The organism is Aestuariivirga sp. (assembly GCF_044239095.1).
Classification (GTDB): domain Bacteria; phylum Pseudomonadota; class Alphaproteobacteria; order Rhizobiales; family Aestuariivirgaceae; genus Aestuariivirga.
In genome coordinates this window covers 1-12,266 of record NZ_JBIICB010000007.1, presented here as the reverse complement: position 1 = coordinate 12,266, position 12,266 = coordinate 1, and the positions used below count along the sequence as shown (strand labels likewise).

At 63.0% G+C, this 12,266-nt stretch carries 12 protein-coding genes; 2 read left to right on the top strand and 10 right to left on the bottom strand.

The window, feature by feature from the left end; all coding sequences use genetic code 11:
• Positions 1-14 precede the first annotated feature (14 nt).
• From ACILRA_RS01350 to ACILRA_RS01305, 10 genes are all read right to left on the bottom strand, one after another.
• Entirely contained in the window at positions 15-665 is a 651-nt protein-coding gene (locus ACILRA_RS01350) for a DsbA family protein (protein ID WP_395660293.1), read from the bottom strand.
• A 3-nt stretch (positions 666-668) separates the two neighbouring features.
• Positions 669-2,114: an acyl-CoA synthetase gene (locus ACILRA_RS01345; RefSeq protein WP_395660292.1), complete on the bottom strand. Its 1,446-nt coding sequence runs from the start codon at positions 2,112-2,114 to the stop codon at positions 669-671.
• On the bottom strand, positions 2,111-3,895 hold the full coding sequence (locus tag ACILRA_RS01340; RefSeq protein ID WP_395660291.1) for an extracellular solute-binding protein: 1,785 nt from the start codon (positions 3,893-3,895) through the stop codon (positions 2,111-2,113). Before ACILRA_RS01340 ends, ACILRA_RS01345 begins: the two co-directional genes overlap by 4 nt.
• Positions 3,896-3,957: 62 nt before the next feature.
• Positions 3,958-5,388, bottom strand: coding sequence for a homospermidine synthase (locus ACILRA_RS01335; RefSeq protein WP_395660290.1), 1,431 nt, complete (start codon positions 5,386-5,388; stop codon positions 3,958-3,960).
• A gap of 97 nt (positions 5,389-5,485) precedes the next feature.
• Positions 5,486-5,806, bottom strand: coding sequence for a DUF6677 family protein (locus ACILRA_RS01330; protein ID WP_395660289.1), 321 nt, complete (start codon positions 5,804-5,806; stop codon positions 5,486-5,488).
• Positions 5,785-6,465 carry a hypothetical protein gene (locus ACILRA_RS01325; protein WP_395660288.1) on the bottom strand — a complete coding sequence of 227 codons (681 nt, stop codon included), beginning with the start codon at positions 6,463-6,465 and terminating at the stop codon, positions 5,785-5,787. Before ACILRA_RS01325 ends, ACILRA_RS01330 begins: the two co-directional genes overlap by 22 nt.
• A 74-nt stretch (positions 6,466-6,539) precedes the next feature.
• Positions 6,540-7,943: an APC family permease gene (locus tag ACILRA_RS01320; RefSeq protein ID WP_395660287.1), complete on the bottom strand. Its 1,404-nt coding sequence runs from the start codon at positions 7,941-7,943 to the stop codon at positions 6,540-6,542.
• An 11-nt stretch (positions 7,944-7,954) separates the two neighbouring features.
• On the bottom strand, positions 7,955-8,116 hold the full coding sequence (locus tag ACILRA_RS01315; protein ID WP_395660286.1) for a hypothetical protein: 162 nt from the start codon (positions 8,114-8,116) through the stop codon (positions 7,955-7,957).
• Positions 8,117-8,120: 4 nt separating this feature from the next.
• Positions 8,121-8,513 (bottom strand): hypothetical protein, encoded by a 393-nt coding sequence (locus ACILRA_RS01310; RefSeq protein WP_395660285.1) that lies wholly within the window; start codon positions 8,511-8,513, stop codon positions 8,121-8,123.
• A gap of 3 nt (positions 8,514-8,516) precedes the next feature.
• Complete coding sequence (locus tag ACILRA_RS01305) at positions 8,517-8,801, bottom strand: hypothetical protein (protein ID WP_395660284.1); 285 nt, start codon at positions 8,799-8,801, stop codon at positions 8,517-8,519.
• A gap of 236 nt (positions 8,802-9,037) precedes the next feature.
• Here ACILRA_RS01305 and parE point away from each other — a divergent pair, with 236 nt between their 5' ends.
• Both parE and ACILRA_RS01295 read left to right on the top strand, forming a co-directional pair.
• Entirely contained in the window at positions 9,038-11,071 is a 2,034-nt protein-coding gene (gene parE / locus ACILRA_RS01300; RefSeq protein ID WP_395660283.1) for a DNA topoisomerase IV subunit B, read from the top strand.
• A gap of 398 nt (positions 11,072-11,469) precedes the next feature.
• Positions 11,470-12,266, top strand: a 797-nt coding sequence (locus ACILRA_RS01295) for an amidohydrolase family protein (protein WP_395660282.1), incomplete at its 3' end; no start/stop codon positions are given.

Genomic DNA, 12,266 nt, shown 5'->3' with positions numbered 1-12,266 from the left:
TCCTCTTTGCGGCTTTAACCTTCTTCCGCGATCTCTTTGGCAACGCGGCCGATCGCATCCGCCAGCACATCGGGTGACTGCGCCCCGACGAGCGCATAGCTCTGTCCGAGGATGAAGGTCGGGACGCCCGTGACGCCGATGTTGGTGGCGTGCTGGATTTCGGCCTTTGTTTCGGCAACGTCCTGCTCGCTGTCGAGCAGCTCGCGGATCTGCTGGGCATTGATGCCGGCTTCTCCCGCGCAGGCTGCCAGCACGTCGCGGTCGCTCACGTCGCGTCCCTCGCTCCAATAGGCCATGAACAGGCGCTCGGCCATCTCATGCTGGCGCTCCACCGTATGCGACCAGCGGATCAGCCGGTGTGCGTCGAGTGTATTGGGGGTGCGCGAAATGGCCTCGAAATCGAAGGGAATGCCAAGTTCCCCGGCCGCGGCGATGAGCGGATCGTGGATGGTCTTCAGCCGCTCCGGACCGAATTTCGCCAGCATGTATTCGTGCCGGTCGAGGCCTTCGGGCGGAATGGTGGGATCCAGCATGAAGGGTCTCCAGCGGACAAAGACATCGAGATCATCGAGGCGCGCCAATGCCGCGTCGAGCCGGCGCTTGCCGAGGAAGCACCAGGGACAGATGACGTCGGATACGACGTCGAGAATGAAACGGCCAGGCATCGCTCAGGGTCTCTCCAGCGCTTTCCGGATGAGCTTGCCGTTGGCGGTTCGCGGAAGCGCATGCACGAACCATATCTGCTTGGGGCATTTATAGGCGGCAAGCCTGTCCCTGACAAACGCAAGGATGGCCTGTTCGTTCGCCGCCGCATCAGGCTGCGGCACAATGAAGGCGGCGATGATCGATGCGGTTTCCGAGACGCGCCATTCCCGCACACCGGCATCCGCCACCGTGGGGTGTTGCAGCAGAACGGCCTCGACCTCGAGAGGGGAAACACGGAAGCCACCAGCATTCATGAGGTCATCGGCCCGGCCCCGGTACCAGAGGTAGCCTTCGTCATCGATCTCGCCGAGGTCGCCCGTGGCGAACCATGCATCACCGGCTGGCTCTTCCCCCCAGTAGCGCAGGAAAAGTCCGGGATCGGACCGGTGAACGCCGATCTGCCCGTCCGCGAGGACTTGCACGGAGCGGCCTGGCTGGGGTTTTCCGGGCGAGCCAGGCTTCACGGGCACGCCGGGAGAAGAGGAGATGTAGGTTGAAATCTCGCTCATACCCAGGGCCTCATAGAGCTCCCGCCCGGTCTGGCTGCGCCATGCCTCGAGGATGGGAGCTGCGAGGGCTTCTCCCGCCGTCAGGCCATGGCGGAGGCTGTGAGCCGGGTTGAAGCCGGCCCGCAGCATCTGTCTATACAACCCAGGCACCGAGGCCATGATCGTGACGCCATGTTCCATCACGAGACGGGCCCAGATATCTTGATTGCGATCACCTGTATATACAACAGAGGTGGCGGAATTTGCGAAGGGGTCGCACAGCCCTGTGCCGAGCGTATAGGTCCAGTTGAATGCGCCGGTATGCAGCACGATGTCGGAGGCGGAGATGCCGTACCATCCCTGATACATGGGCCGCCGCCCCCACACCGCGCGCTGCGCATGGAGGACGCCCTTCGGTGTGCCAGATGTGCCGGAGGTGAAGATGAGATAGGCGGGATCATCCGCCCCTGTATCTGCATAGGTCCCGGCGGGAGCGCGTTTCATCCGCGCAATGTCATCCGGCGACAGGACTTTGGCGCCCTCGACCCTGGGAAGCGGCAGAAGTCCGTCCCATGCGATGTGCCGCGCCCCGCTGAGATGGACGAGCCTTTCCACCTCGGAGGTCGTCAGCATGGGCGATGCGGGGATCGGCACAGCCCCGATCGCATTGGCCGCGAAGAACACCAGCGCGTAGTCGAGCGAGTTGCCCATGCGGATGAACAGCCGCTGGCCCGGCTCGACACTGGACCGCCGAAGCCCCTGTGCGAGACGCAGCACCGTGTCTTCGAGTTCCCCGTAGCTCCATCGCTCAGTCGCGTCAGGGCCGGCGACGATGAGGGCTGTCTTCTCCGCCGGTTTGGCGGAAAGACAGTAGCGCGCGAGATTCAGCCGTTCCGGGGGTTTTTCGCCCGTATAGCTCAACGTTCACGCCAGAGAGTCGTCGCCTCGAAACCCGGGAGCGGCTGAGTGCTCGGGCTACCGATGTAATTCCACCGCGCCACCCACTGTCCGCCTGCGTCGTAGAGCGGAACCACATAGAACCCAGAGACGAGCAGCCTGTCCTCTGCGCGCGCGGCCGCCACAAAGTCGTCCCGGTCCCTGGCGTCCAGCATGGATTTGATGGCGGCGTCGACGGCTGGATCCGCGATGCCCGGATAGTTGCGCGTCCCTTCGACGGTGCGTCCCTCCGACCCGAAATACAGCATCTGCTCGTTGCCGGGCGATAGCGAGTTGGACCATGTCGCCGGGATCATGTCATAGTCGTAGCTGGTCTGGATGGCGGAGAATTGCGCGGGATCAACGATCCGTAACTCCGCCTTGATGCCAATGGCCTGGAGCGTGCGCTGGTAGTGCAGCGCGATCTTCTCATGGTCACGGGTCTGCCCGGTGATGGTGAAGGCGAAGGGTTCTCCCGCGGCATTGACGAGGCCTTGGTCGCCGACGGTCCATCCCGCCTGTGCGAGGAGGTCCACTGCCTTGCGGAGCACGTTCCGGTCGCGCCCGGAGCCGTCGCTCACCGGAAGCCGGTAGCTGCCGTCAATGAAGTCGGGCCTCAGCCGGTTGGCGGCTTCACCCAGAACGGCGCGCTCGCGCTCGTCCACGGGCCGTGCTTCGGAGGAGAGCTCCGAGCCCCCGAAAAACCCGTAGGTTCGCCGGTAGGAGTTGGCGAAGAGATTGGCATTGGCCCATTCGAAGTCGAAAGCCATGGCCAGCGCTTCCCGAACACGCGGATCCTCGAAGATCTTGCGCCTTGTATTGAAGGCGAAGCTCGACGCCGCTGCGGGGGTTTTCTGCTCGATCTTCTCGCGGATGATCTTGCCATCCTTGGCGGCGGGGAAATCATAGCCGGTGTTCCATCGCACCGGATCCGTCTCGATCCGGACATCGGCGAGGCCTGACTTGAAGGCCTCGAAGGCGGCGTTGGCGTCGCGGTAATAGTCGAAGCGCACCTCGTCGAAGTTCCACAGGCCTTTCTGGATGGGAAGGTCCTTGCCCCAATAATCCGGGTTCTTGCGGTAGGTGATGGTCTCACCAGCCTTGATCTCTCCCATCACATAGGGCCCGGAGCCCACGATCGGGTCGAGCGTGGTCGCCGCGAAATCCTTGCCCTGCCAGAAGGCCTTCGAGAGCACCGGCATGACGCCGATGATGAGCGGAAGTTCACGGTCACCTGAGTCCTGCGTCAGCGTGATGGTGTGTTCGTCGGGGGTCTCGATGCGCTTGATCTTGCCGTAGTAGTTCCGGTAGTTCGGGCGCCCGCTGTCGCGCAGTGTCTCGAGCGAAAAGACGATATCCGCGACGGTGACGGGGGTCCCGTCAGAGAATTTTGCCTCTGGCCGCAGCTTGAAGGTGAATGTCTGCCGGTCGTCGGAAACCTCAATCGATTCCGCCAGCAGGCCATAGAGCGAGAAGGGCTCCGCCCAGTTCCGCCCCAGAAGGCTTTCGAATACATAGGACCTGACGCCTGCCGCAGCCAAACCCTTGACGATGAAGGGGTTCACGCTGTCGAAGGACCCCGTCAACGCCTGCCGGAGCTGGCCGCCCTTGGGCGCATCGGGGTTGGCATATGGCAAGTGTGCGAAGTCCGGCGGCAGTGCCGGCTCGCCATGCATCGCGATGCCATGCAAGGGTTGAGCGGAAACGGCGGACGCAAAGAAAAACAGAGTGGCGGCCACGAGGGGCGCAAGACGGTTAGGTTTCATGGTGCCTCTCGGTCCATTATTGATGAAAAGCCCTCCCCGAGGCGGGGAGGGCCGCAGATTCGTCAGCCTACCAGAATATTCTGGAACTGCCATGGGTCGCGCCGGTCGAGATCGGGCGCGAACAGCTCGAGCACGGAGTCGAGCGGCGTCCAGTCCGTGAAATAGCCGCGCAGCGGGCCCAGATAGGGTGCCTGGATCTCCATGCAGCGCCGGTAGTCCATCTCGTCGGTTTCGACGATGCCGGATGCGGGGTTCTCGATGGCCCAGACCATGCCCGACAGCACGGCGGAGGTCACCTGCATGCCCGTGGCGCTCTGGTAGGGTGCCAGCTTGCGCGCGTCCTCGATCGAGAGCTGCGAACCGAACCAGTAGGCGTTCTTCTTGTGGCCATAGAGCAGCACACCCAACTCGTCGCGTCCGTCTGCGATCTCGCTCTCGTCCAGCACATAGGCGTGCTTCAGGCGCTTGCCGCCATTGCCAAGCATTTCATGCCAGGAGAGAACGGCATCGTTGGAGGGGTGATAGGCATAGTGGCAGGTCGGCCGGTAAGTGACCTTGCGGCCATCGCGCACCGTGAAGTAGTCGGAGATCGAGATCGCTTCGTTGTGCGTCACCAGGAAGCCGAAGTGGGCGCCTTCGGTGGGCGTCCATGTGCGCACCCGCGTGTCGGCGCCAGGGGTTTCAATGTAGATCGCCGCGCCGCAGCCTGTCTTGTGGCGCTTGCCCTTTGGCGGCAGCTTCTTCTCATGGGTGCCCCAGCCAAGTTCGGCGGGCTGGAGCCCTTCCGAAATGAAGCCCTCGACCGACCAGGTGTTGACGAAGGTGCCGAAGGGCTTGGGCTTCTTGGTGCGCTGCGTATCGCGCTCGGCCACGTGGATGCCCTTGACGCCCAGCCGCTTCATCAGCTTGGCCCAGCCTTCGCGCGTCTTTGGCTCGGCCACCTTAGTCTTCGTCGCCTCGGCGATGTCCATCAGCGCCTTCTTGACGAACCAGGAGACCATGCCGGGGTTTGCCCCGCAGCATGACACGGCCGTGGGGCCGAGGCCCAATTCGCGCTTGAGCGCCGTCAGCTTCTCGCGCAGGCGGTAGTTGGTGCGGTCGGCCTGGGGCGTTTTGGAATTGTAGTAGAAGCCGGGCCACGGTTCGATCACGGTGTCGATGTAGAGCGCACCGGTCTCGCGGGCCAGCCGCATGATGTCGAGGCTGTCGACATCGACTGAGAGGTTCACGATGAAGGCAGGGCCGGGGCCGGCGGTCAGCAGGGGCTTCAGCACCTGGCGGTGGTTCTTGGCGGTGATCGCCGCATTGATGAAAGTGGCGCCCTGCTTTTCGGCAAGCTGGCTGGTCGACGCGTCGGGGTCGATGACCGTGATCTGCTGCGGGTTGCATTTGATGTGGCGGAGGATCAGCGGTAGCGTGCCCCGTCCGATCGAGCCGAAGCCGATCATCACGATGGGGCCATTCCAAGCGGCGTGCGCGGGCCAGTTTGTCATTTCATCGGAACTCCTGTGTTTGAAATCGACGCCATCGGATATATCGATTGGTCAACTGCTTGCACAGAAAAATGTGTTGCGGATGTTTGGCGGCCGCCTATTGCTCCGGATTGGCCGTTCCGCCCGGGTGGGATTGCGCGAACTTCCATTGTTCCCAGTTCACCCGTGCCAGCTTGTAGGCATCGATGACGGACATGCCATAGATGAAGATGCCGCCGACGTGCCGCGCGAAGACGCTGGCCGTTTCGGGCATCAGCCGCAGGCTGACCCAGCCCAGCACGATGGTGAAGAACAGGAACATCAGCCCGCGCTGCGGCTTGCCCTGGATCACGTGGCCGGCACCCGGCACCAGAACGGCCGCGGCGAGCACGATGTAGGGATTGACGGGCTTTTGTGTCATGCCTGCTGATCGTGCCATGTAAGGATGTCCTGCCGCAAGTCCAGCAGGTGTTCGATGCCGCGGGAGAGCAATTCCGGATCCACGGTGGTGCCGCCGAAATCGGCCTGGCGGAACACGCCGTAACGCGCGCGGTCGGCCTCGGCCAGCAGCATCACCAGACGCAGGCCCTTGGGCGTGATCAGCAGCTCCTTGCCGCGCCGGTCCTCCAGTGGCCCGATGTGGCGGGCCACGAGGTCAAAGGGCAGCGGCGGCTCAGGCTGGTCGCTCCGCGCCACGAGGTGTGCTGGAACGCCGGGCGGCGTTTCGAGCGTGAAGGGCAGAAGATCGAAGTTGGAGAAGCTCGTGACCCCTGCGGGCCGCATCATCATGTCGAGGGTGGCGGTAACGGGGAGCGGGCCGGGCAGGGTGATCATCAGCCATAGCCCCGGCAGCTTGCGCACCGCCAGCGTATCGGCAAGTGCTGTGACGCGCACTTCATGGCCGCGGAAGGTGCCGGCAAGCAGGAAGGTACCCGCCGTCTCGCCCGCCTTGGGCTCTGCATTGTCGAGCACGGGCATGGCGTCCCGGAACAGCCGCTCCGGCTCCGCCCGGCGTGCTGCGTTCGCCCTCAGGAGATGGCGCACGAGGAGCCCAGCGAGAAGTGCCGCGAGCAGGATGCCGAGAATGGTTTGCCACATGGTCAGTTACGGGTGCTCAGCAAGGAAACGGCCCGCCCCTTCACGAGGCGGGCCGCATGGGTTGGTGTTGCGGCTCAGTAGCCCTTGGGCTTGGGCCAGGGCATGGTGAACTGGTCGCCGCGCCGCACATAGCGGTAGCGGTAGAAATGGAACCACAGCGACATGATGATGTAGAACACCACCATGGCGGTGAGCTGCGCACCGTACCCCAGGAAGATCGCGAAGTAGGTCACCACGCAGAGCAGGAACAGCACAATGGCCGGCAACGGGTGGAAGGGGTGGGTATACCCCCGCTGGATCGTACCCAGCGGCCACTTGTTGCGGAACATCATGATGTTGATGCTCATGAAGGTGTATTGCAGCACGCCCGACAGGATCGAGAAGGTGATCGCCTGGCCGAGATTGGCGATGAAGGCGAAGGCCAGCGCGATCGGCACCAGGAACATGATCGAGCGGTAGGGTGTGCGGTACTTCGGGTGCACCGCCGAGAACCAGCTGGGCAGGTAGCGGTCTCTGCCCAGCGAGAACCAGGCGCGCGCCGCATCATTGATGCAGCCGTTGGCCGAGGCGAAGGCCGCGAGGATCGTGGCGATGAACATCATCGTCTCGAGCAGCGGGCTTCCCGTGAGCTTGCCGGCGTCCAGCAGCGGGTAATAGGTATAGCCTAAGTACTGCCACGGCATCAGCGAGGCGCAGATGTACCAGGTGAGCGAGGCGCCGATCAGCAGCGTGATCATGCCCGCCATGGTGCCATAGGGCAGCGAGCGCGGGGGCGAGCGGACTTCTTCCGCCGCCTGCGTCGTGCCCTCGATGCCGAGATAGAACCAGATGCCCCAGTGGAAGGCGGCGATCACGCCGATCCAGCCATAGGGCAGCGCGTTCTCCGGCGTCACCATCTCGTTCAGCTTCAAGACCGTGCCCTGGGCCCACGGCTGCACCGAGAAGAACAGCACGATGATGGCGGCATAGGCGATTGCCGTGATGACGAAGTTCACGTTCAGCGTCATCAGCACGCCGCGGTAGTTGAGAGCCGCGAGGCCCACGATGACCGTGGCGATGATGCCCTTGTAGTGCCAGTCAGTGAAGCCTTCGCCCGCATAAGCCTTGATCGTGTCGGCGATCAGGATAGCGTTGGACACCTCCAGCATGGTGTAGGCGAAGACCAGGTAGAGGGCTACGTTGAAGGCCATCAGCGGCCCCACGATGTGCTTGGCCTGGGCATATTGCCCGCCGGCTGCGGCCACTGTGGAGGTCACTTCGGAATCGATCATGGCGACCGAGGTATAGAGAAGTCCGATCACCCAGCAGATGATCAGCGCGGCGAGCGTGCCGCCCTTGTCGGCGGCGAAGTTCCAGCCGGTGTATTCGCCCACGAGGACGATGCCGACCCCTAAGGCCCAGACATGGCCGGGGCCGAGGATGCGGAGCAGGGAGACGCGCTGGACGCTGCCTGAGGAAGAGGCGCTTTTGCTTGACATGTCTTTCCCCCTCACACCCGGTGCTTTTCCTGGACGGCCTCGATCTCACCCTCGCGGGATGAGGTCAGGACATCCTCGGGATAGGTCGTATCGACCCGAAACCAATCATAGAGCATCCACAGAACGAGGGCGGCGGACAACACCCATCCGGCATTAGCAATTGTGATCCACATGGCCTTACCCCTTCTTGCTCTTGTGGTTGAACTTTTCGTCGATCACGTCCCGGTATTCCTTGTCTGAGGCCTTGAAGAGGAAAATGAAGTAACCGGCGATGACGATGGTCAGGATGATGAGCTGCACCCAGTCGATGGTGTAGTCGAACTTGTTCTGGATGATGTCATGTGCGGCGGCGGCATCGGCGAAGCCGAGCTTCACCCACTGTTCGACCTGGGCAGGGGTCTGCCCGAGGGCTTCCCAGGTCGGGTTCTCGATCTTCTGGATGGCGCGCGAGACGCCTGCCCAGCCAGCCTGCAGCGGCAGCCAGAGGGCGAGGAAGATCGCAGCCACGACGAAGATGATGTCCACCCACTGCATGAACCTGCTTTGTTCGGGGGGCGTGTATTTGGCCATGGATCAGAGCTCCTTCTTCGTGGCGTCGAGGTGCTGGATGTCGAGGCCGTATATGAAGCGCTTGTCCTCGGCGTAGTGGCGCAGCATGGCGGCCATTGAGGCGGTGTTGAAGATCAGCACGGCGGCCGCCGCGATGACGACGACGGTGCGCACCCCTTGGTCGGGAATGTGCGGCCAGGACATGATCAGTACGAACAGGATCACCACCCAAAGGGCGGCAACGAAGAACCACGCACCTCGCCTGTCGGCTTGGTACATGGCCTCAATGCGACTATTGAGGTCGGACATGCGTTTTCTCCCACTTGGCCAGCCATTATTCTCCGCAGCGGGCTTGGCCATCCCTTGAGTTGTTTGCTGCGAAGCAATTTTATTGTCTTTAAGGAAACTCCCGGCTGGATGCGAAGTCAAGAAGAACGACGCATGCCGTTGCGTCAGTGGTGTTGTCTGCGGACGCCGGCCAGTCACCTGTTGCAAGCACCCCCGGTGGGGCGTTAGTGAGCAGCTGAAACGATTCGGGAACAAGAATGGCCAAGCCAGCCAAATCCGCCAGCCTCTTTGACGATCTGCCCGCCGCCGCGAAGCCTGCGGCGCCCAAGGCCTCCGCCAAATCACGCGGGGAGGAAAGCTATACCGCTGCCGATATCGAGGTTCTCGAAGGTCTCGAACCCGTCCGCCGCCGCCCCGGCATGTATATCGGCGGTACGGACGAGAAGGCGCTGCACCATCTCTTTGCCGAAGTGCTCGACAATGCCATGGACGAGGCGGTGGCGGGCCATGCCACCTGGATCGACGTCAGCTACACAACGGACGGCTATCTCTCCGTCACCGACAATGGCCGCGGCATCCCCATCGATCCGCACCCCAAGTTCAAGGACAAGTCGGCCCTTGAAGTGATCATGACCACGCTGCACGCGGGCGGCAAGTTCGACTCCGGTGCTTACGAGACCTCGGGCGGCCTCCATGGCGTGGGCGTGTCGGTGGTGAACGCGCTGTCCGACCATGTGGTCGTCGAGGTGGCGCGCGGCCAGCAACTCTACAAGCAGGAATTCCGGCGCGGCAAGCCAACGGGCCCCATCGAGAACCTCGGCAAGGTCTCAGGCCGCCGCGGCACCAAGGTGTCCTTCCACCCGGATGAGCAGATCTTCGGCAAGGGCAACACCAGCTTCCTCGCTTCGCGGCTCTACAAGATGTCGCGCTCCAAGTCCTATCTCTTCGGCGGTGTGGAAATCCGCTGGTCCTGCGATGCCTCCCTCATCAAGGACAAGGACACGCCGGAAAAGGCCGTCCTCCACTTCCCCGGCGGCCTGAAGGACTTCCTGGCCGAGCGGCTCGAGGGCATGACCCGCGTGGCAGACGAAATCTTCGCCGGCCGCGTGGAGAAGGAAGGAAGCCACGGCACGGTGGAATGGGCGGTGGCCTGGTTCGGCGGCGAGGACGGCTTCTCGTCCTCTTACTGCAACACCATCCCGACCCCTGAGGGCGGCACGCATGAGCAGGGCCTGCGCACCGCGCTCACCAAGTCGATCCGCAACTATGCGGAAATGACCCAGAACAAGCGCGCTGCGGTGATCACGGCGGAAGATGTGATGACCTCGTCCGGCGCACTCCTCTCCGTCTTCATCCGCGAGCCGGAGTTCCAGGGCCAGACCAAGGACAAGCTTGCCACCGTCGAGGCCATGCGCATCGTCGAGAATGCGGTGCGCGACCATTTCGACCATTGGCTCACCGGCCACCCGGCCCAGGCGGACAAGCTCCTCAACTTCATCATCGACCGTGCCGAGGAGCGTATCCGCAGAAGGCAGGAGAAGGATGTTTCCCGCAAGACGGCGGTGCGCAAGCTCCGCCTTCCCGGCAAGCTCGCCGACTGTTCCGCCACCCAGAAGGAGGGCTCCGAGCTCTTCATCGTCGAGGGCGACTCGGCTGGCGGCTCCGCCAAGCAGGCCCGCAACCGTGAAACACAGGCCGTGCTCCCTTTGCGCGGCAAGATCCTGAACGTCGCTTCCGCCACCAAGGACAAGCTGGCGGGCAACCAGCAGCTCACCGACCTCGTCCAGGCGCTGGGTGCCGGCACCGGCTCCTCCTACCGGGAGGATGACCTGCGCTACGACAAGATCATCATCATGACGGACGCCGACGTCGACGGCGCCCACATCGCCTCACTCCTGATGACCTTCTTCTACCGCCAGATGCCGCTCTTGATCGACCAGGGCCACCTCTATCTGGCCGTGCCGCCTCTCTACAAGCTGGCCCAGGGGCCGAAGGTCGCCTACGCCCGGGACGACAAGCACCGCGAGGAGCTGATGCGCACGGAACTCTCGGGCCGTGGCAAGGTAGACGTCAGCCGCTTCAAGGGCCTGGGCGAAATGCTGCCTAGTCAGCTGAAGGAAACGACGATGGATCCCAGGAAGCGCCATCTCCTCCGCGTCACCCTCGAAGACGCCGCCCGCGCCGCCACCGCGAAGACCGTCGAACAGCTCATGGGCAACAAGCCCGAGGAGCGGTTTAATTTCATCTCGGAGCGGGCGGAGTTCGTGAGCGAAGAGGGGCTGGATATCTAGACCCGGAGCGCCGTCCGCCACTCTCCAGCGCCGTCACCCCAGCAAAAGCTGGGGTCCAGCTTTGGACGGCAACGACGCGGAAAGACAGCTGGTTTCCGGCTTTCGCCGGAATGACGGCAGGATGCGGGAAGTGCCATCATCCCCACCCCCTGTGAGCTGGGTGGGCTGCCGCGGTTCAAACTTCATTTCGAGCCTGTACACGGGGACATCGACGGCTTGACGGGCTTCCACTATCATCTTTCCATGCAGGCCGTGGCGTATCAGAATGGCGTGTGAATCAGCGGAACCTTGAAGTGCGCAACGGTGGAAGGATCGTGAATGGCCGGTCGAAGCGCAATCCTCCGCCGGAAGGCTGAGGGCGGGGTTCAGTACGCAAGAGTGTTATAGGGAGAAGCAGAATGTCCAAGGTCATCAAGGGAGGCACGATCGTTGCGGCCGACCGCACATATGTTGCCGACATCCTCATCGAGGGTGAGCAGATCGCCGAAATCGGACCCAACCTGAAGGGCGATACCGTCATTGATGCGGAAGGCGCCTACATCATGCCGGGCGGCATCGATCCCCACACCCATCTCGAAATGCCTTTCATGGCGACCACGGCGGCCGAGACCTGGGAGAGTGGCACCTTCGCTGCCCTTTCCGGCGGCACGACGATGGTGGTCGACTTCGTGATCCCCGGCAATGACGGCATGGTGGCGGCGATGAATGACTGGGAAGGCAGGGCCACGCGCCAGGCCTCCTGTGACTATTCCTACCATATGTGCATCAACGGATGGTCTGAGACGCACTTCAACGAGATGGCCGAGGTCGTGAGCCGCGGCATCAACACCTTCAAGCACTTCATGGCCTATAAGGGTGCGTTGATGGTCAATGACGACCAGATGTTCGCGTCATTCCAGCGCTGCGCCGCACTTGGCGCGCTGCCGCTCGTCCACTGCGAGAACGGCGACATCGTGGCCGCCTTGCAGCAGAAATACATGAGCGAGGGCAACACCGGTCCTGAGGCGCATGCCTATTCGCGCCCGCCTGAGGTGGAAGGCGAGGCCACCAACCGCGCCATCATGATCGCCGATGCCGCGGGCGTTCCCGTCTACATCGTGCACACATCGAGCGAGCAGGCGCATGAGGCGATCCGCCGGGCGCGCCAGAAGGGCATTCGTGTTTATGGCGAGCCTCTGATCCAGCACCTGACGCT

Coding starts and splice junctions, on each gene's coding strand:
- ACILRA_RS01350 (WP_395660293.1), bottom strand. CDS start 665: ATGCCTGGCCGTTTCATTCTCGACGTCGTATCCGACGTCATCTGTCCC.
- ACILRA_RS01305 (WP_395660284.1), bottom strand. CDS start 8,801: ATGTCCGACCTCAATAGTCGCATTGAGGCCATGTACCAAGCCGACAGG.
- ACILRA_RS01315 (WP_395660286.1), bottom strand. CDS start 8,116: ATGTGGATCACAATTGCTAATGCCGGATGGGTGTTGTCCGCCGCCCTC.
- ACILRA_RS01340 (WP_395660291.1), bottom strand. CDS start 3,895: ATGAAACCTAACCGTCTTGCGCCCCTCGTGGCCGCCACTCTGTTTTTC.
- ACILRA_RS01325 (WP_395660288.1), bottom strand. CDS start 6,465: ATGTGGCAAACCATTCTCGGCATCCTGCTCGCGGCACTTCTCGCTGGG.
- ACILRA_RS01310 (WP_395660285.1), bottom strand. CDS start 8,513: ATGGCCAAATACACGCCCCCCGAACAAAGCAGGTTCATGCAGTGGGTG.
- parE (WP_395660283.1), top strand. CDS start 9,038: ATGGCCAAGCCAGCCAAATCCGCCAGCCTCTTTGACGATCTGCCCGCC.
- ACILRA_RS01320 (WP_395660287.1), bottom strand. CDS start 7,943: ATGTCAAGCAAAAGCGCCTCTTCCTCAGGCAGCGTCCAGCGCGTCTCC.
- ACILRA_RS01335 (WP_395660290.1), bottom strand. CDS start 5,388: ATGACAAACTGGCCCGCGCACGCCGCTTGGAATGGCCCCATCGTGATG.
- ACILRA_RS01330 (WP_395660289.1), bottom strand. CDS start 5,806: ATGGCACGATCAGCAGGCATGACACAAAAGCCCGTCAATCCCTACATC.